Here is an 18771-nt window from a genome sequence, read left to right as displayed (position 1 = left end):
TTAAAGTTGTTTAGTTAATGTTTCGATTTTTTTTAAAGTGGAGTTAAATTTTTCCTGTTGCTTTTTAAATGCCCTGGGCCTGATAACCAGCCATACAATTAACAACCATACCACCATAGCCAGGTAGGCCGCAATGCATACCGCAAGGTTTAGATAAACCAGCTCGAACTCGTATAATAACAAGCCAAGCGAAGTTAACAGGAGCCCCGCCACCTGTGTTTTTTGATGGTAAAAGATGCGGTTGGCATGGGCTTGTTCCAGGTGTTTGATAAACTCCTTATTGGTACAATTACGCAGCTTGTAAATTCTGGACAGCGAATAAGTATTGGTATAAATTAACATAACGCCCGCCGCTATAATACAGGCTTCACCTATGCGCGTACTCAGCATAACCGGCCTGTATTTAAAAACAATAAGCACCATAGTAGCGGTTAACAGCAGTGCGGTTGCAACAAGCAAGGCCTTTTTTATTAATTTTTGGCTCCTGTAATTTTTTATAATCACTACAATTTCATCGGCATTGGGCAGGCCTGATGTATCAGCCGTAAGCCAAATTTTTTTTAAGTCATTCAAATTGTCCATGATTTTTAAATTTAACGGCTAATTTTTCTTTTATCCGGTGAATTTTTACCCGTACGTTAACGTTGCTTAAGCCAACAATTTCGGCAATTTCAGCTTGTGGCAAATCCTCTAATACCAATGAAATGATGATCCGTTCGGTTTCTTCCAAAGCGGCAATGGACTGATATAAAAAGGCTAACTGCTCTTCCTTTGTATCTTCAGGGGCAACAGCTGGCAGATCGTACGGCAGCTCTGTTATTCTGATTTTTTTCGATTTCTGCAACGCCCTTAAGCAGTTATTGGTAGCAATTCGAAAAATCCAGGTACTTATTTTTGATTGATGCTTAAACGCAGACAGATTCTTCCAAACGGCTATAAAAGTTTCCTGGGTTAAATCTCGTGCCTGCTCAGCATCATTAATATACCCCATACAAACCCTGAATATCTGCGGAGAGTATTGCAAATAAATCTGTTCAAAGTCTGTCATTTACGATGGGTTTATTAGGGTATGATACCATATTTTTTTAAGCGGCAGAGCACACTCATTCTTATTTTAATGCCACGTTAGATACGGCGGCCTTACAAATGTTACACCTCAAATAAACATCATACCGCCGGGCATCTATATCAATCATATATCCCAGCCTAATTTATATTATCATCCTATAAATAATATTTTTCAAATCAAACCTTTTGCAATATAGCGTGTCATAACAACATCATGCCTTTGTTATGCTTAAACCTATACAATATTTTTATTGTTTATTATTTGCGGGTGTTATAACTGCTTGTAAAAACACGGATAACGTAGTAAATACGCCCTACGTATGCCCCAAATTGCGTTTCACTACCGAGCAATTTACGGTTGTGGCATCTACGGTGTTGTATGGGCAGGCAACCGACTACCTGGGCAAAAATCAAAACCTGCTGATGGATATTGATCAGCCATCAGCTGATACACTTGCCCACCGTCCATTAATTATTTATTGCCACGGCGGGGGCTTTATATCCGGTACGCGTAATAATGCCTGGGCTGTTAAATTTTGCCAGTCTTTTGCCAAGCGTGGTTATGTAGCCGCCAGCATCGATTACCGGCTGGGCATTGGATCCGGCGACGATGCCGATGTGATAAGCGCTCAGGTTAGGGCAGTACAGGACGCTAAAGCAGCCGTACGCTATTTTAAACAAACGGCTATTGAGCAGGGCAACCCATACCGCATCGATACAGCGCAAATTTACATCGCAGGCGAATCGTCTGGTGCCGTACTGGCTCTACAAATGGCTTATTTACGATCTAATACTGACTTTGCTGATGTTGGAGATCCGGCGATATTGGGTGCCTTAAATGGAATTGAGGGATCTGCAACGCTTCCCTACTCATCACAAATAGCAGGGGTAATCAGTTTATCAGGCGGCATCCTTGATCTTAACTGGCTATATAACAGCACCGTTCCCCTTATTATGGTTCATAGTTCAAATGATGCCGTAATGCCTTATAAAACAGCCATCGCCAGCCCCTATACCGAAACTAAAATTTACGGCAGCTTTTCTATTGATTCGGCATCCATCAGCCTGAAACTTAACTCGGCTTTTCATACCTTTAGTAATGCAGGAACGGCCCCCTACATCAGTTCAACAAAATATGCCGACAGCACCATTAAATACGTAAGTCAGGAATTATACGGGCTGATTGACTGCCAGCGGTTAGGACGCAGATAAGCTAAGTTCGAATTTTAAATTCCGGATAATAGGAATAGAACTCGATATCAGTAAAATAAAGTTTTTACCTGGTAACTCTACCAGGTCATTTTTAGTAACTGAAGTAACTTCTCATTTAGAGCACACCTGAACATTTAGCCAAACATTTTCAATTTAAATAAACAAATTCCCGCTTTGCCCGGTTAGCGAGATATGGAATATAGAAAATTAGGCGAAACAGATCTGGCAGTATCTGCCATAACTTTTGGGGCATGGGCAGCTGGTGGCTGGATGTGGGGCGGAAACGACGACGACGCTGCTATTGAAGCAATGAAAACAGCGCACGATATGGGCGTAACATCTATAGATACCGCGCCTATTTACGGGCAAGGTAAAAGCGAAGAATTAGTTGGGAAAGCGATTAAGGGGATAGCGAGAGATAAAGTACAGATCCTCACTAAATACGGTATGCGCTGGGATGACAACAAAGGCACATTAGCTTTTAAAAGCAAAGATAATGATGGTAAGGATATAGACATTTATAAATACGCGGGTAAAGAAAGCGTGATTAGTGAATGCGAAAACAGCTTAAAACGCTTGGGAACAGATTATATAGACCTTTACCAGATCCACTGGCACGATATGACCACGCCGATTGAGGAGACGATGGAAGCCGTGTTAAGACTTAAAGAACAAGGAAAAATTCGCGAGGCTGGAGTTTGCAATTATACCGCTGAACAGATGCTGACTGCCGAAACGGTGATTAAACTGGCATCAAACCAGGTGCCGTTCAGTATGGTGAACCGTGGTATTGAGGACGAACTTATTCCGCATTGCATTGCTGCCCGGAAATCGATCCTGGCTTACAGCCCGCTGGAAAGAGGCCTGCTTACCGGAAAAATGCAACCCGGTCAAAAATTTGGCGAGGGAGATCATCGCGCTTCTGTGAAATATTTTAAAGATGAAAATATTAAACGAACCAATGATTTTCTGACCAGGATAAAGCCCCTGGCTGATGAAAAAAATGCAACTTTAGGTCAGTTGGTTATCCGCTGGACCATTGAGCACCCCGGTATCACCATTGCACTGGTAGGCGCCCGGAATGCCGAACAAGCTAAACAGAATGCCAAAGCCATTGAGGTAAAGTTAAGTGGCGAGGAAATTGAGTTTATCAATACCCAACTCAACGACCTGCAAATTGTGGGTTAATATTTCTATCCGGCATTAGGCCATACAACAGGCGAGGGATAAGGCCAATAGCTATCCGTCGTCTGCTGTATATCTGAGGTTTTTTTATTCATAAATAAAGCTACCATCGCCGCGGCGATTCATTTTTCTTCCATTACGGGTAGGCGTTCCGGTCCATTTTTGAAGGTACAAACGTGCGCCTACTAAAAAGTACCTGCTTAATGAGCTTGACAAAGTATTGGTATAACTTCCGTCGGGATTCACGGTTTGTTGTATAAAGTTATTTTGGTGCAGAATATCGAAGGCATTAAAGGTTACCACCAGCGATTTCTTTTTAAAGAACTCCTTCTCGATACCCATATTGATTACCAACGGATTGGTACTCAAACTACCTAAACCGGATACATAACTTTTATCGGCACTATAGTTAAGCTGGAAACTTTTTAAGAAATATATTTTTCCGTCAACAGCCAAGGATGTTTTTTGTACCTGGGTAGCCAATGATGATGTTGACGTGGTGTTAGTGCTATTTACTGCCGGTACAAGAGATGAAAAGGACCGGGACAGATCATAACCTAAATACGGGTTTATTTCAAACCAATCGGTAGGATTAATACGTGGACCAAAACGCTCATCAAACCGCCAATTGGTGGTGTGGTATTGAACGTTATTATTCATAGCAACATTGTAATTGTAAGTGATATTACCATTTAAGGATAAATTATACTTACGGTCGTCAAGCTGTTTGGCAATGTTGTAACGCCCAACTATGGCGTTAGATCCGTTAAGGTTTACATAATGTGTTTCGCTGATCAAATCGCCATTTTTAGCATATGGCGAATTAGCTATCAGGAGTGTATTGGTAGAAATTTGATTTACAGGGATAGTGGCATTTACGTTGAATGACAGATTGGTTTTTGAATTGGGTATATAGTAATTGTATTGAGCTGTAATGGAGTGTGTAAACGTAGGCTTCAAATCGGGGTTCCCCACTACCTGGCTCCTTGGGTTAGATATATCGGTAAAAGGCTGTATCTGCTGAAAATTAGGTTCGGCATTTGAACCCGAATAGTTTAATGAAAAACGTTCGGTGCGCGACCATGCGTATGCAAAACGGAACACCGGGATGATCCGAAAATCAGACCGGCCGGTTGTTACATTTGCGTTGGCATTAGTGTTTAATTTAGTACCCGATAAGTATGAAGGAACGGCCGTGGTTCCTAATGAAATATTATATCTTTCGCCGGTAAACCTATAATTAACCGTAAACCGGGATTCTGTAAAAGTATAATTGTAAACATTATCGCGATAAGTTAAGGGGATAACCTGGCCGGAAGCCGCTATACTATCCGTAAGGGCCGAATTATCGTATAAAGCGCTCCTTATTTGCGCGTTAAACTCAAATTGAGAATATTGACCAAGCGGCTCAACGTAGGTTGAACTGGCCCTGTACGTTTTATTATCGCTACGGCGCTTAACCTGCGATTGTAATATCAATGAATTGATGAGCTTAGTTCGTGTGGTATCAGTGTAATAGAACGTATTATTGTCTGAATTTCCATCCGACTCGTTATTCGTGCTATTCATACTTACCTGGAGGGATATATTTCTCTTCGGTTTATCAAATATATGCTGATAAAACACGGTTAAGCCATAGGTTGTTGCTGTAGTGGTAGTTCCGTTTGAGCCTATTGTATTATAAAATTGGTAGTTGGTAACCGGTTGCCCTGTTATTGGATCCTTATCGCTTTTTACGTAGTACGCATCGGTTAAATTGTCTGTAGTGCTCGAACTGCTGGATGAAGTGTAACTATAGTTAGGTGTTATTTGTAAAAAGTTAGCCTTGTTAATGGTATATTTAATATCAAAGTTAACGGCGTGTCCTTTACTATCGCTCTCAGAACTACCTGACCTGATAAAATTGCTGTAACCCAAAGTTGAACTGCTACGGCCATAGCTGTAATTGGTGGAATTGTTGTTGTTAAAATTGTACTTATAGCCCGACTCCACCTCTACATTTTTCGTCAACTGATCATTATAGGTAAATGACGGCGAGCCTGAGCGGCTTGTTCCGGGGCTACCTCCACCCCGCCCCGCACTAATGCCACTGCCACCACCACCACCGTTGGTTGCACCGCCAGAAATTCCGGCTGAAGCCACACCGGTTACCGTATTATTAAAATTGCCGTTTAAAGCGATTTGCTGGTTGGCATTCAACCGGGTTACAGTAATGCCAGCATTATAGCGGTCGTTACTGCCATACTGGCCATTTGCACGCCCGGTTAAACCGATGGACTTATCGGCCCGGGTGGTAATATTCAAAACTTTCTGCGGGTCGCCGTTTTTTACACCCGTGCGGGCGGCTTCATCGCCATAATCATCAACCACCTGTATTTTTTCAACAATATCCGCCGGCAAGTTTTGAATAGCCTGAGCCACATCGCCCCCGGCATAAGCCTTACCGTTTAACTTGGCCTTGGTAATGGCCTGCCCCTGGTGGGTAACCGAGCCATCAGAACCAACTTCGAAGCCTTCCATCTTTTTCAACAACTCATCTACGGTAGCGTTCTCCCTAACTTTGTAGTCGCTGGCCCGGTATTCAACGGTATCGGTTTTGTAAGTTATGCTGGGCGTGCCGTTAATATTAACCTCCTTCATCAGGTGCGAACTTGATTTTAGGATGATAGGTTCTAAAACAACGTGCTTTATGGCATCGTTTTGTAAATATTTGCGTGTGGATGGGATAAAGCCAACCTCGGTAATGGTAACAACAAAGGTTGCCATTTTTACATTTTTAAATACAAAAACACCATCAGTATTGGTTGAAGTGCGCAAGGTATCTTTTTTTGAAGTTAATGTTATGCTGGCGCCAATCAGCGTATTATCAGCAGTATCTCTCACTACACCGCTAACCTCCCTAACCAATACAGGCGGCGGTAACGGGGTAGCCGCCCTGTTACCACGGTTTTGAGCAAACAGGTTACCAGCTACCAGTATAAGAACGAGCAGTAAAAGTATTTTTTTTATCATTTGTAAATTGTGACTAAGGTTGGTTGTGTTATGGGTGATATAGTTGTTGATTGTTTGTTATTAAGCTTAAATCTTATCGTTCAGCAGCGCTAAGCTAAAACTCATCGCTTTAAAATACGGTGGTGTAGTTTCTTCAGGCGACACTACGCGCGGAGCAGCAATTTCTCAATGATACTGCTCTGGCAAAAGGACGGTACTGGCATTTACTTTTTCGCCAACGTATATTTACCCCAAAAATCGGTAGGGCTCAGCATTTCGTTCATGCCATTATCACCGCCACCAAAATTGCCGCCACCACCAAATCCGCCGCCGCCGAAGCCACCACCGTTACGGCCACCGCCTCCATTACGGCCGCCACCGGCAAATCCTCCGTTACCGCCGCCACCCCGGTTAGCAGGGCCGCCGCCAAATTGTATGCCGTTCACTTTAAGGTTATAAGCAAACTCTTTCGGCGAACTTGCAGATAAGGCGAGTAATTTAAGCGGAACGGCCAACTCAAACTGAAAATTTGCTTTGTCATCATAACCTGGCGCGGCCTTTATCCCGTATTCGTTGTAAATAGAGATCAGGGTATCAGTAATATCTTTAAATCCAAGCACGCTTATCTCTTTGATGGCAGCTATGGCTTGCTTACGGGCTATCGCGGCTTCGGCTAAGGATGCAGAATCCATCACGGTGTTTGCGTTTGAGCCACGTGGCCTGCGTAAACCCCGCATGCTTGCCCGTGGCAATATAGGGAAGGTAATACTGTAGGCATTTTCTTCCTTTTTCTTACCGGCAGTATTGATGGTAAGCGTAACGCCACCACCCATAATCTTTGAAGTATTGATCTGATCGGTTGATTTGATAACGAGATAAAGGTTTTTATCATCATTAGCTATCGTATACCATAACTTTGTAGTTTTATTGTAAGCCTGCAGGTTATCTCCCCATTCGTCAAGTTTGGCGTCAATTTTAACTTTTTGAGGTGCAAGTAGGCTACCCTCCTGCACGGCATTTACTTTTTGAGCTTTTACAGAAACACATAGGCCCATCATTAACAGCATAGGCAAAGTAGTTTTTATTAAATATAATGCTCTTTTTATCATTGTTCTGTTTTATGTATATATTCGATTGATAGCTGTTATAAAGCAGTTGATGCTGACCGTTATTGCTTGAGCTACACAAACTTTTTTTACTTTGTTAAGTTTAACCCCTTATTAAACGCTCTACTATTATTTACCCAAGCATCACCTCACATTTATTGAAAGGTGTTACTTTTGGAGTTTATAAATCGGCTAACCAGCTTAATGACTGTGAAATTACTACGAAGTTTAATCAATATTTGATTGTCATGCAATTGTTGCAATAAAGCTAAAAATAAGCTATTCATATGCAATTTGGTTTGATAAGCCCGTATTGAAGTGCTTTAAGCAGGTAGTTTAATAAATACGCTTTATATTTATAGTTCATTTAAAAATGGCGATAAAGTAAAACTATATAACACTTTAAATTAGTAAGCATCAAAATTTACACAACGAAGCAATTCCGTTTTCACAAAAAACAAATTATGCCAGAACCTTTACACTTCAAGCCCGTACGTTTATCAGAAACTACCATCACCGAGTTGATGATCCCCTCTTACTCCAATTTTGGCGGTAAAATACATGGCGGAATTTTACTTTCATTGATGGATAAAGTAGCCTATGTATGCGCCGCAAAACATGCGGGCAATTATTGCGTAACCGCATCCATTGATACAGTTGATTTTTTAGCGCCTATAGAAGTTGGAGAACTTGTTTCTTTAATGGCATCAGTAAATTACGTAGGCAACACATCATTGGTAGTGGGTATCCGTGTAGTATCTGAAAATGTAAAAAACAATTCTACCAACCATACCAATACCAGTTATTTTACCATGGTTGCTAAAAATGAGTTTAATTTACCTACCCAGGTACCTGGCTTAATATTAGAGAGCCAAAATGAGGTGCGCCGTTTTGTGGAGGCCATCCGCCGTAAAGAGCTGCGCCAAAACTACCGGCAAGAGGTTGAGCAGATTAAGGCACCCTTAAATTACGAAAAATACGAACACTTGCTGGTAGGCGAACGCTGCAAACTGGCCGTTGATATTAGATAGTGCGATAATTTGCACACTATCTAAGAAATTTTTTTAACCTTTAATAATATTCTTATATTGTACATGCTAAATGTATAAATATAACCCCTAATTAATGAAATTTTCGCAGCTTTTACTTTTTGCTGTGTTTTTTTTACAGCAAAAAGCTTTTTGCATTGCTGGCGTTGCAAACTATTCGCCTACTGCGGTGGTCAAAAATCAGTTACCTACTGATAGTATTGATAAAATAAACACGCTTTCGCGGGATATTTATCTTTCAGACCCGGCCTATGCGCGCAAACTATCAGCCAAGGCCCTGTTATGTTCTAAAACAATTAACTATAAAAAAGGCATAGGCCAAAGCTTTTTAAACATCGGGATAACTTATTGGTCGCAATCTTATTATATCATCGGCTTACTGTATATTGATACCGCTTTGAAATATTTCAGGCATGACAGGTTGCAGCTTTCAAGTTGCTACTGTTATATAGGACGGATATATACAGATTTAAAGGATTATAAATCGGCGTCACATTATTTGGAAAAAGCCCGCGAAGAAGCCGGTACCGACCCAGCGAAATCAAAAGATGTTATAGTTCACCTGTCCTATTTGTATTTAAAACGAAAAGAGTTTAACAAAGCACTTTTTGCTGTAGATAGGATGATGAAAATTTGCAAAAGTGTAAAAGACACCGATACGGAGGCTATTCTTTACAACAGGCTGGCAAACATTTATTTGGCTCAAAATCAATATAGCAAAGCGCTGAAATATTGCGATAAAGCCATACAAATGAGTTACCTGGTTAACAATAAACGTTTACGGGCATCTTCGTTTGTTGAAAAATCAGGTATTTTGTTACACAATGGCCACCAGCGCAGTGCAATCAGATTTGCCACGCAAGCCCTGGCGATGAGCGATACCTTGGGTATTATGGATTTGAAAAGCAAATCCTTTAAGGCGATCATTGCCGCTTATGATGCCAGGCACAACTATAAACGAGTTTTGTATTTTGAAAGACAATTCAATTTATTCCAGGAGGAAAGGTACAACTCGGTAATACACAACAACTCGCAGATCATGCGGGACTACTTTGAGCTTAATGCTGGGTTGCAAGGCATCAATATGATAAAGCAACAAGCTAAAGAGAATGATATCCATCTCCATTCTCAGCAAAATTTAATCATTACTTTATCCGCTTCGTTAATTTTATTATCCGTAGCGCTATATATCGTTTATTTTTATTATCGGCAAAAAAACAACCTGGCTACAAAACTGCGCGACAGACAACAGGCTACCCTGGCTCAATCGCAACTAATAGAATCGCAAGCGCGTAATCTGGAGGAATTAAATGGGTTTAAAAATAAGTTACTGGCTATTATAGGGCATGATTTGCGCAGCCCGATACAAAACCTGCGGAACTTAACGGATATGTTTGATGATGGAAATATATCAAATGAAGAGATTAGTTTCTTGATGAAAACCATTAACCCGGTTATAAAAAGCGCCGAGTTAACCTTGTCGAACCTACTGATCTGGGCCGACAGACAAATCAGGGGCATTGAACGTATCCAGGCCAAATCTATTGATCTGATGCCGGTTATTCGCGAGTCTGAGCAAATTTTCAGACATTTACTGGACCAGAAAAATATCAGCGTCCAACATCATATTGGCGTGGATACTTTAGTTTGGTGCGACGAAAATCACCTGAAAGTTATCCTTAACAACCTAATAAGCAATGCCATCAAATTTACAGGGGAAGGCGGCGAAATAGCTATCACTGTTGAACGTGATAAAAACCAGCTGATCATCAGCGTCACTGATACTGGTATCGGCATTACCGACGAGGAAATCATGCGAATTTTATCGGCCAATACACACTTCTCAAAACCGGGCACCATGGGCGAACAAGGCACCGGGATTGGGTTGCTCCTTTGCCGCGAGCTGATTGAAGTAAACGGCGGGAGGCTCAATATCAAATCAAACGCTGGTATAGGGAGTACTTTCTACTTCAACCTGCCATCAACAGAATTATCAATAAATTAGCCATCAATTTATTGATATTTATACCGCGTGGAGAACGATTAAAAAAACACAATTTAAAAACGATACCTTACCACAAATACAGCTTGTAACCCATTTAATGGCTTATTTTATTTATATATTTACTCATAAATTTCTTTTACCTGAATCAGAATAAAATTATGATTAAACTAAATCCCTACCTGGTTTTTAAAGACAATTGCGAAGAGGCTTTTCTTTTTTATAAAAAAATTTTCTCGGGTGAGATTTTATTCATGGGACGTTATAAAGATGCTCCTCAAACAACCAGACAATTCTTTCCGGGTTCTACCGATGACCAAGTTATGCATGCCACTTTAAAAATTAACGATGAAACCATTTTGATGGGCAATGATAGCGTGGAAACTTACGAAAAATCAAAAGATACTTTTACAAACAACTTTTTCCTCTATATAAGCACCGAAAATGAGGCAGATGCCTATCGGATATTTGACGACCTATCTATAGGAGGAAAAATAACATTGCCTATAGCCCAAACTTTTTGGAGTACAACTTTTGGAATAGTTACCGATAAATTTGGAATCAGCTGGAAGGTTACCTTTGATCCCGTTGATAAGCCCAATAGCAACAAAGCGGATGCATTATAATTTAGTTACACATATATGCAACTAAAAATCAATTGTTACGCTAAGTTAAATTTTCTCTTTTTTACTCTCTTCATTCTCAGCTTCCAACCTCACTTTTTTCAGGTCAATGCGTATCAGGGCAAATAAACTCATGTACACGTTGGCCACAAACACCAGTGCGAAACCGGCAATAAGATATCCGCGCCAGTCGTCAAACAATAAGTGATAACCGGTAATAATCAGCATTAAAATGGTTACGTAATGGCTAAAACAATATTCGCAGGTAAACAGGTAAAAAAACTTGCGTACGGCTATGCTTTTGGCTTCGTGGCATCGCTTCACGCAATATTCCCTGGGTTCCCTAAAAACTTCTTCGTGGGTAACCGTCCACGCTATGCAGGCTATAGGGATAGCCAAAATAAACAGCCAAACAATTTGTGTATTTAATACCATATATTACAAATACCTTATTGAGGCAAAATGTTTCAGATACCGCCAAAGCAATACAAAAAAAAATTGTGATAAGTGTTATGCAGATAGTTTTTATCGTAAATCTTAAAACTTACCTATTAAACGCTATTTTTGCTTATCAATATTTACCTGTTGCCTTTGCATTAAGGGCAATTTAAACCCGTATTTATTTATGACAGTAGGGCTGTTCATTCCTTGTTATGTAGATCAGTTTTATCCTGGCGCCGCTATCGCCACTTTGCAATTACTCGAAAAATTAGGTGTAAATGTAGTTTATCCGCAAAAACAAACTTGTTGTGGCCAACCCATGGCTAACTCGGGCTTTGAGCATTTAACGGGCGGCTGTAATGAGCTTTTCATTAAGAATTTTGCCGAGTTTGACTATATTGTAGCGCCTTCGGGAAGCTGCGTATTGCACATTAAAGATCATATTCATGACGATAGTCAGCCCGAAAAGGCGGCGTCGGTAAGTCATAAAATATATGAGCTTACCTCTTTCCTTACAGACGTTCTGAAAGTAAAATCGCTGCCGGCGAAGTTTCCGCACAAAGTTGGCGTACATCAAAGCTGCCACGGGCAACGCGGTTTACACCTGTCGCAAATGAGCGAACTGGTAGAGCCCTACTACTCAAAGCCGGGCAGCCTTTTAAATATGGTTGAAGGTATAGAGATTGTACCCTTGAACCGGGTGGATGAATGTTGTGGTTTTGGAGGTACATTTTGCGTTGCCGAAGAAGCTGTATCTGTAAAAATGGGCAAAGACCGTGTTGCCGACCACTTAAGCCATGGCGCCGAATATATTACCGGTGTTGATATGAGCTGCCTGATGCACATGGAAGGAATTTTAAACCGTGAAGGCAGCAAGGTGAAGGTATTGCACATTGCCGAAATTTTGAATGGAGGCCCACAGACCAAATAAAATTTAATTTGATGGAACAAGACGTACAAACACATCCAGATAAAAAACCCCACCTTGACCACGCGGCTTTGGCCGAAATTTTTAATAAGGATGAGGACCGGGTTAACTGGCACGACGAAACTTTATGGTGGATACGGGCAAAACGAGATTTATCTGTACATAAGATACCCGAATGGGAAGCCCTGCGCGAAACTGCCTCTAAAATAAAACACAACGTATTATCAAACCTGCATACCTACCTGCAGCAATTTGAAGCCAATGCCCAGGCTAACGGAATTGTGGTACATTGGGCCATCAATGCTGCCGAACATAATAAGATAGTGCATGCGCTGATCACTAAACACAATGTTACCCGGATGGTGAAAAGCAAATCCATGCTGACCGAGGAGTTGCACCTGAACGAGTACCTTGCCGAGCAGGGTATTGATGTGATAGATTCGGACTTAGGTGAACGGATTGTGCAATTGGCTAAAGAACCGCCAAGCCATATTGTATTACCTTGTATCCACAAAAAGAAAGAAGAAATAGGCGAACTTTTTCATCAGTATTTGGGTACCCCGGCAGGTAATGCCGATCCGCAGTTTTTAACAGAGACAGCCCGCCACCACCTGCGCGAAACATTTTTAACACGCAAAGTGGCCCTAACCGGTGTAAACTTCGCTATTGCCGAAACCGGCGAATTTGTGGTTTGCACCAACGAAGGTAACGCGGATATGGGCGCACACCTCAGCGATATCCACATTGCCAGCATGGGTATCGAGAAGATCATCCCCGAAAGGAAACACCTGGGCGTATTTTTGCGCTTGCTAACCCGCAGCGCTACCGGCCAGCCCATTACCACCTATTCCAGCCATTTTGCCAAACCGCGCGAAGGCCAGGAGATGCACATTATTATTGTTGATAATGGCCGCACAGTACAATTAGGCCGCGAAGAGTTTCGTAACTCGTTAAAGTGTATCCGTTGCGGTGCCTGTATGAATACCTGCCCTGTTTACCGCCGTAGCGGAGGGCACAGCTACCACAATGCCATATCGGGCCCTATAGGTGCTATTTTGGCCCCAAACCTGGATATGAAAGAATATGCCGATCTGCCTTTCGCATCAACGCTTTGCGGTTCGTGCTCAAACGTATGCCCGGTAAAAATCGACATTCACGACCAGCTTTATAAATGGCGACAGGTTATTGTGAAAAACGGCTACGCGCCTACTGCTAAAAAGTTAAGTATGCAGGCTATGGCCACAACGCTGGCATCTCCCACCGCCTACCACCTTGCAGGTAAAGCCGGGCGTTGGGTAATGAAGGTGGCACCTTTTGCAGTGAATAACAAACTGAACCCTTGGTATAAGCAGCGCGATATGCCTAAACCACCCGATGAATCGTTTGGTGAGTGGTACAAAAAGAACAGAAAAACTCCCTAAGCCCCCCGGAAGGTGAATATTTTGAGGGAGAAAACAATTATTAAATATGGATCAAAATATAAAAGGCCAGCCTAACAAACTCCCCGTTCAAGGGGCAGGTAGCGCCAGAGAAAAAATATTAGCCGCGGTGGCTCAAAATCAGCCGGAATTGTCTGAACTACCTGATATTGGCTTTTTAACAGGCGATACCGTAAACGTACAGGAAAAATTCATCACCACGCTAACCACTATTGGCGGTAAAGTATTCCAGGTTAACACTTTTGACGAGATCAAGGCACTAATTCCGCAACACTTTAACACCGAAAACCGCGTTGTAAGTACTCTTACTGAGTTGAACGATATTGCCGAACTGAACACCGGCAATATCATCGACCCGCACACCCTGGAAGATATTGAACTCAGTGTTATCAGGGCACACTTTGCCGTGGCCGAAAATGGCGCCGTTTGGGTTACCGAGCAAGTAATGGGGCAAAGAGTATTGCCTTTTATATGCCAGCACCTGGCGGTAGTAATTAATGCCCAGGATGTTGTGCCTACCATGCACGAGGCCTATAAACGTATAGCTATGGAGCACTATGGCTTTGGCACCTTTATAGCTGGGCCATCAAAAACTGCCGATATTGAGCAGTCGCTGGTGTTGGGTGCCCATGGCCCGCGCAGCATGACGGTGTTTTTATTAGGCTGATTACCATGGATACCACAACAAACGAAGGCTATGTGCATACCAGCACTGATGAATTGGGCATAACCACGATAGCCTTTTTTCACCGGGCTCAAAACTCATTGCCCGGTGCCCTGCTTGAGCAATTAAGTCAAAGTATTAACAATGCAGGCCATGCCCAACAAACTAAAATTATCCTGTTAAAAAGTGATGGCGGGCAGGCCTTTTGCGCAGGTGCCAGTTTTGACGAATTGTTACACATCAGCACACTGGATGAAGCTATCCATTTTTTTTCGGGCTTTGCCAAGGTAATCAATGCTTGCCGCACATCAACCAAAATAATAATAGGCCGCATACACGGCAAGGCAATAGGCGGAGGAGTTGGTATTGCTGCCGCCACCGACCATTGCTTTGCCTGCACAGCCGCATCCATTAAATTAAGCGAATTAACTATTGGCATAGGCCCCTTTGTGATAGGCCCGGCTGTGATACGCAAAATTGGCTTAAGCGCGTTCTCGCAATTAAGCATTAACGCAGCCGATTTTTACACAGCAGAATGGGGTAAAGAAAAAGGCTTGTTTGCCGAAGTTTTTGATACCACTGTCCAAATGGATAATGCCATTGAAAAATTGGCGCAAAAAATATGCACCTGGAGCCCCGAAGCCTTATCAGCATTTAAAAAAACGCTATGGGAAGGCACTGAAAACTGGGATAACCTGCTTGCCGAGCGTGCCGCAGTTAGTGGGCAACTGGTACTATCTGCTTTTGCTCAAAATGCCATCAGCCAATTAAAAATCCGTAAGTGAAGCTTAACTTTCTCTCATTCCACAAAAAATCATCCCTAATTTTTGTAAGCGGTAACATATTGAATCGATCCTCGTATAAACTTGCGTAAGGGAACTCGTTTTATCACCAGGCAAAATGATCCAGTAATCATTGCCGGTTGCTTTTAACTGGCATATAATATCAGGATATGATGAACTACTTAATTTATATCAGCACCTCAATTAAACTTTTTACCGATGCTGATCTTAAAAATCTGCTAACGCAGAGCCGCCTTAACAATAGTAAACACGGCATTACCGGTATCATACTCTACAACAAAGGCACTTTTTTCCAGGTATTGGAGGGCGAAGAAGAGCAACTCACCATCACCTTCGAAAAAATAAAGCACGACCCGCGCCATAAAGGCATTATTATCATGAAGACCGGTACGGTGTCCAGGAGAAACTTTCCGGAGTGGTCAATGGGTTTTACTACAACCGTTCCAGATAGTTTTTCAACATTACCCGGGTTTGTTGACCCGGCAAAAATGAATTTTATTTATGACTACAACATGGATCATCCGGCAATTAATCTTTTAAGATCATTTACGCTGAATAATAATTTCGTTTACTAACTCCTGATCCTGCATCATTTTATTCCGGCAAAACCATTTATCAGTGTTTGTAGTACATTGGTTAATGAAATACGTTATTTATATCAGTACATCCACAAGCTTATTTGCTGATGCCGAATTAGAAGGAATTTTAACCATAAGCCAGAAAAATAATGCGATCAACAAACTCACGGGAATGTTGCTTTACAGCGAAGGTTGCTTTGTACAGGTATTGGAAGGGGCGATGCCTTAGCGGTAGAAACCATCTATCAGAAAATAAAGCGGGACAGCAGGCATAAAAATATAATTGAGCTTGCACAAGGCCAACTTACAGAAAGAATATTTCCCTTTTGGTCGATGGGCTTTAAAGCGATATCTAACGGCGAATTGGAAAAATTTGAAGCCTATGCCAATCCTGAAGAAAATAGTTTGTGGGATAAAGATGCTGATCACCCCGCCCTCATCGTACTTAAAACATTTGCCCTGAGTAATAGGTTATAGGCACCATCAAAGCAACTTTTTGTTATCAAAAGTGTTTTTCTATGTTGAAAAAAACAACTACTATTACTATAGCAATAATAACTGTTTAAATGGCAAAGAAGATACGGAAACTTAAAATAAAGAGTAATAGAAAGTATGGTAATGTAGGCGACAGCCCCGGCATGATCCACATTGACGAAAATGCCATGAAGCCCGTTTTGCGGTTGTACTCCTACAATCAGCAGGAGGTGCAGCAAAGTGATGGCAGTAATTTTGAATCGGTATTACAACAGTTGGATGTTTGCACCAACCATACCCATTGGCTGCGTGTAAACGGCCTTGGCGATCAAAACCTGTTAGAGCAAATAGGAACCCACTTTGGTGTTAACAGGCTCGTTTTAGAAGACATTGTGAACACGCACCAACGGCCTAAATTTGATGATTACGATAACTATTTTTTTGTTACCAGCAGGCTCATTACTTATCACGAAGATGAGCTGAGCAATTGCCAGGTATCTTTTTTTGTGAAAGACAACCTCATCATCAGTTTCCAGGAAGATTACTCCAACACCTTCGAGATGATTGTTAAAAGACTGATAGGAGGCAAAGGGCTCATCAGAACAGCCGGACCGGCTTACCTGTGCTATGCCATGATGGATACGATATTCGATCTGTATTTTAGCCTGCTTAACAATTTAGGTGATATGCTGGACGATATAGAAGACCGGCTTTACGAAAACCCGGATAAATCCATCATGTACGATTCGCAGAAGGTAAAGCGTACCATGATTATGTTGAGGCGTGCCATCTGGCCTGAAAGGGATAAGGTGAACGAAATGATTCGCGAGGATATACCGCTCATTAATAAAGATGTAAAGGTTTTTTTGCGTGATGCCTATGATCATTGTATCCAGATCATCGATATGATAGAGAGCTACCAGGAAATCACTTCGAGCATCATTGATGTATACCTCTCTATTGTGAGCAACCGGATGAACGAGATTATGAAGGTACTTACCCTTATCTCGGTTATATTTATGCCCATCACTTTTATTGTAGGTGTGTTCGGAATGAACTTTGCCCGCCAGGACCCAGTTACCAACAAGGTTTTGCCCGAAAATATGCCAGAGCTCTACAGCCCGCATGGTTATACTTATTGCCTGATAGCCATGTTCGTCATAACCATAGCACAAATTTTATTTTTCTGGAAAAAAGGTTGGTTCAATCGGCTTTAAGCCGATATGCGTCGCCAGGGATGCGATAAATACTGATCATCCGGCCAATAAAAAACAAAGTTATAGTGCCATCAATATCGTCAGGATCAGCGGCCATCAAATCGGCATTTTATCATTGCTCCCCTAACAACATCAAACAAGCCGAGATTATGGCCGCAGCTTGTTTGATGTTCATCTGACCTTACTTTTTTCCGAGTACCGCTGCCGCGATTTTTAATCTGAATCTTGATGGTGGCATTGTCGCCGAAAAAAAGCCAAGCAACTTATTCATAAAGCCTGCAATAACGTGTAGCTTTCCTTTCATCATGGCATGGTAGCCTATGCGGGCAACCTTGTTAGCGTTCATCATTTTCGAACTCACCATTTTTGACTGGCCCATTTGCGCTTCATCAAAAAAACCGGTGGTGGTTGCCCCTGGTGATAGTACAGTAGCCGTTACTCCGGTGCCTTTCAACTCATATGATAACGCCTCGGTAAAATTGGCCACGAATGATTTGGTAGCGCCATAAATAGCCATATAAGGATCGGGCTGAAAAGCAGCGGTTGAAGCAATGTTCAATATACCACCGCGCTTATCCTTCACCATATCTTTGGCAAATAACCACGTAAGTTCGGTAAGCGAGGTGATGTTAAGATGGATCATCTGCTGATATTTAGCCAGGCTACGTTCCAAAAAATTCCCGTAGTCGCCAAAACCGGCGTTATTAATCAGATAATTTATTCTATATCCCCTATTGATTACTTCCTTATACAGGTTTTCTGCCGATCCGTAATCCGACAAGTCGGCTACAATATAATCGGCCTTTACCTTATAGGTTGCCTTGATCTGTTCACATAACGCGTTAAGCAAGTCTCCGCTGCGGGCTACCAGCAATACATCGTTTTTATTTTCGGCGGCAACCAGTGCAAATTCCTTGCCTATGCCTCCCGATGCTCCGGTTATCAAGATCGTATTTTTCATATCGATTGTGGTTAATATTTATTGACAGCA

General features: G+C 41.9%; 19 protein-coding genes. 13 read left to right on the top strand and 6 right to left on the bottom strand.

What is annotated here, in order from left to right; genetic code table 11:
- On the bottom strand, positions 1 to 582 hold the full coding sequence (locus MUCPA_RS23190) for a hypothetical protein (protein ID WP_008509696.1): 582 nt from the start codon (positions 580 to 582) through the stop codon (positions 1 to 3).
- Positions 566 to 1048, bottom strand: a complete 483-nt coding sequence (locus MUCPA_RS23185) for an RNA polymerase sigma factor (RefSeq protein WP_008509695.1) — start codon at positions 1046 to 1048, stop codon at positions 566 to 568. The genes MUCPA_RS23190 and MUCPA_RS23185 overlap by 17 nt, the downstream gene beginning before the upstream one ends.
- A 245-nt stretch (positions 1049 to 1293) precedes the next feature.
- On the opposite strand from MUCPA_RS23185, the gene MUCPA_RS23180 reads away from it, so the two are divergent.
- On the top strand, positions 1294 to 2280 hold the full coding sequence (locus MUCPA_RS23180) for an alpha/beta hydrolase (protein ID WP_008509694.1): 987 nt from the start codon (positions 1294 to 1296) through the stop codon (positions 2278 to 2280).
- 192 nt (positions 2281 to 2472) lie between these two features.
- Positions 2473 to 3468: an aldo/keto reductase gene (locus MUCPA_RS23175; protein WP_008509693.1), complete on the top strand. Its 996-nt coding sequence runs from the start codon at positions 2473 to 2475 to the stop codon at positions 3466 to 3468.
- A gap of 84 nt (positions 3469 to 3552) precedes the next feature.
- Here the strand turns inward: MUCPA_RS23175 and MUCPA_RS23170 are convergent, their stop codons facing one another.
- Complete coding sequence (locus MUCPA_RS23170; protein ID WP_008509692.1) at positions 3553 to 6477, bottom strand: TonB-dependent receptor; 2925 nt, start codon at positions 6475 to 6477, stop codon at positions 3553 to 3555.
- 203 nt (positions 6478 to 6680) lie between these two features.
- Entirely contained in the window at positions 6681 to 7565 is an 885-nt protein-coding gene (locus tag MUCPA_RS37870) for a hypothetical protein (RefSeq protein ID WP_008509691.1), read from the bottom strand.
- Between the two features lie 461 nt (positions 7566 to 8026).
- Here MUCPA_RS37870 and MUCPA_RS23160 point away from each other — a divergent pair, with 461 nt between their 5' ends.
- From MUCPA_RS23160 to MUCPA_RS23150, 3 genes are all read left to right on the top strand, one after another.
- Entirely contained in the window at positions 8027 to 8593 is a 567-nt protein-coding gene (locus MUCPA_RS23160) for an acyl-CoA thioesterase (RefSeq protein WP_008509690.1), read from the top strand.
- Between the two features lie 94 nt (positions 8594 to 8687).
- Entirely contained in the window at positions 8688 to 10616 is a 1929-nt protein-coding gene (locus tag MUCPA_RS23155) for a tetratricopeptide repeat-containing sensor histidine kinase (protein WP_008509689.1), read from the top strand.
- 158 nt (positions 10617 to 10774) lie between these two features.
- A complete protein-coding gene (locus MUCPA_RS23150) occupies positions 10775 to 11239 on the top strand; it encodes a VOC family protein (RefSeq protein ID WP_008509688.1) in 465 nt (154 codons plus the stop codon).
- A 45-nt stretch (positions 11240 to 11284) separates the two neighbouring features.
- Here MUCPA_RS23150 and MUCPA_RS23145 read toward each other — a convergent pair whose 3' ends face one another.
- Positions 11285 to 11671 carry a hypothetical protein gene (locus MUCPA_RS23145; RefSeq protein ID WP_008509687.1) on the bottom strand — a complete coding sequence of 129 codons (387 nt, stop codon included), beginning with the start codon at positions 11669 to 11671 and terminating at the stop codon, positions 11285 to 11287.
- Positions 11672 to 11861: 190 nt separating this feature from the next.
- On the opposite strand from MUCPA_RS23145, the gene MUCPA_RS23140 reads away from it, so the two are divergent.
- The 8 genes from MUCPA_RS23140 (at position 11862) to corA (ending at position 17780) form a co-directional block, all read left to right on the top strand.
- Positions 11862 to 12608: a (Fe-S)-binding protein gene (locus MUCPA_RS23140; protein WP_008509686.1), complete on the top strand. Its 747-nt coding sequence runs from the start codon at positions 11862 to 11864 to the stop codon at positions 12606 to 12608.
- Positions 12609 to 12619: 11 nt separating this feature from the next.
- The gene (locus tag MUCPA_RS23135) at positions 12620 to 14026 is read left to right on the top strand and encodes a lactate utilization protein B (RefSeq protein ID WP_008509685.1); all 1407 of its coding nucleotides are present in this window, start codon (positions 12620 to 12622) and stop codon (positions 14024 to 14026) included.
- Positions 14027 to 14072: 46 nt separating this feature from the next.
- Entirely contained in the window at positions 14073 to 14711 is a 639-nt protein-coding gene (locus MUCPA_RS23130) for a LutC/YkgG family protein (RefSeq protein ID WP_008509684.1), read from the top strand.
- A 5-nt stretch (positions 14712 to 14716) separates the two neighbouring features.
- Complete coding sequence (locus MUCPA_RS23125; RefSeq protein WP_008509683.1) at positions 14717 to 15493, top strand: enoyl-CoA hydratase/isomerase family protein; 777 nt, start codon at positions 14717 to 14719, stop codon at positions 15491 to 15493.
- A gap of 167 nt (positions 15494 to 15660) precedes the next feature.
- Positions 15661 to 16086 (top strand): BLUF domain-containing protein, encoded by a 426-nt coding sequence (locus MUCPA_RS23120; protein ID WP_083839373.1) that lies wholly within the window; start codon positions 15661 to 15663, stop codon positions 16084 to 16086.
- 64 nt (positions 16087 to 16150) lie between these two features.
- Positions 16151 to 16318: a BLUF domain-containing protein gene (locus MUCPA_RS37185; RefSeq protein WP_083839372.1), complete on the top strand. Its 168-nt coding sequence runs from the start codon at positions 16151 to 16153 to the stop codon at positions 16316 to 16318.
- Positions 16282 to 16566: a BLUF domain-containing protein gene (locus MUCPA_RS37180; RefSeq protein ID WP_083839371.1), complete on the top strand. Its 285-nt coding sequence runs from the start codon at positions 16282 to 16284 to the stop codon at positions 16564 to 16566. Before MUCPA_RS37185 ends, MUCPA_RS37180 begins: the two co-directional genes overlap by 37 nt.
- Before the next feature lie 89 nt (positions 16567 to 16655).
- Complete coding sequence (gene corA / locus MUCPA_RS23110; protein WP_008509680.1) at positions 16656 to 17780, top strand: magnesium/cobalt transporter CorA; 1125 nt, start codon at positions 16656 to 16658, stop codon at positions 17778 to 17780.
- Between the two features lie 181 nt (positions 17781 to 17961).
- Here the strand turns inward: corA and MUCPA_RS23105 are convergent, their stop codons facing one another.
- Entirely contained in the window at positions 17962 to 18741 is a 780-nt protein-coding gene (locus MUCPA_RS23105; protein ID WP_008509679.1) for an SDR family NAD(P)-dependent oxidoreductase, read from the bottom strand.
- Positions 18742 to 18771: the final 30 nt, after the last annotated feature.

The organism is Mucilaginibacter paludis DSM 18603 (assembly GCF_000166195.2).
Classification (GTDB): domain Bacteria; phylum Bacteroidota; class Bacteroidia; order Sphingobacteriales; family Sphingobacteriaceae; genus Mucilaginibacter; species Mucilaginibacter paludis.
Note: the sequence above shows the minus strand (reverse complement) of the source record. Positions and strands in the feature narration are given on the sequence as shown.

Excerpts from the sequence above, each read along its gene's own strand:
- MUCPA_RS23170 (WP_008509692.1), bottom strand. The coding sequence starts at position 6,477 with ATGATAAAAAAAATACTTTTACTGCTCGTTCTTATACTGGTAGCTGGT.
- MUCPA_RS23155 (WP_008509689.1), top strand. The coding sequence starts at position 8,688 with ATGAAATTTTCGCAGCTTTTACTTTTTGCTGTGTTTTTTTTACAGCAA.
- MUCPA_RS23150 (WP_008509688.1), top strand. The coding sequence starts at position 10,775 with ATGATTAAACTAAATCCCTACCTGGTTTTTAAAGACAATTGCGAAGAG.
- MUCPA_RS23145 (WP_008509687.1), bottom strand. The coding sequence starts at position 11,671 with ATGGTATTAAATACACAAATTGTTTGGCTGTTTATTTTGGCTATCCCT.
- MUCPA_RS23125 (WP_008509683.1), top strand. The coding sequence starts at position 14,717 with ATGGATACCACAACAAACGAAGGCTATGTGCATACCAGCACTGATGAA.
- MUCPA_RS23120 (WP_083839373.1), top strand. The coding sequence starts at position 15,661 with ATGATGAACTACTTAATTTATATCAGCACCTCAATTAAACTTTTTACC.
- MUCPA_RS23140 (WP_008509686.1), top strand. The coding sequence starts at position 11,862 with ATGACAGTAGGGCTGTTCATTCCTTGTTATGTAGATCAGTTTTATCCT.
- MUCPA_RS23135 (WP_008509685.1), top strand. The coding sequence starts at position 12,620 with ATGGAACAAGACGTACAAACACATCCAGATAAAAAACCCCACCTTGAC.
- MUCPA_RS37185 (WP_083839372.1), top strand. The coding sequence starts at position 16,151 with ATGAAATACGTTATTTATATCAGTACATCCACAAGCTTATTTGCTGAT.
- MUCPA_RS23190 (WP_008509696.1), bottom strand. The coding sequence starts at position 582 with ATGGACAATTTGAATGACTTAAAAAAAATTTGGCTTACGGCTGATACA.
- MUCPA_RS23180 (WP_008509694.1), top strand. The coding sequence starts at position 1,294 with ATGCTTAAACCTATACAATATTTTTATTGTTTATTATTTGCGGGTGTT.
- MUCPA_RS37870 (WP_008509691.1), bottom strand. The coding sequence starts at position 7,565 with ATGATAAAAAGAGCATTATATTTAATAAAAACTACTTTGCCTATGCTG.
- corA (WP_008509680.1), top strand. The coding sequence starts at position 16,656 with ATGGCAAAGAAGATACGGAAACTTAAAATAAAGAGTAATAGAAAGTAT.
- MUCPA_RS23105 (WP_008509679.1), bottom strand. The coding sequence starts at position 18,741 with ATGAAAAATACGATCTTGATAACCGGAGCATCGGGAGGCATAGGCAAG.
- MUCPA_RS23160 (WP_008509690.1), top strand. The coding sequence starts at position 8,027 with ATGCCAGAACCTTTACACTTCAAGCCCGTACGTTTATCAGAAACTACC.
- MUCPA_RS23130 (WP_008509684.1), top strand. The coding sequence starts at position 14,073 with ATGGATCAAAATATAAAAGGCCAGCCTAACAAACTCCCCGTTCAAGGG.
- MUCPA_RS23185 (WP_008509695.1), bottom strand. The coding sequence starts at position 1,048 with ATGACAGACTTTGAACAGATTTATTTGCAATACTCTCCGCAGATATTC.
- MUCPA_RS23175 (WP_008509693.1), top strand. The coding sequence starts at position 2,473 with ATGGAATATAGAAAATTAGGCGAAACAGATCTGGCAGTATCTGCCATA.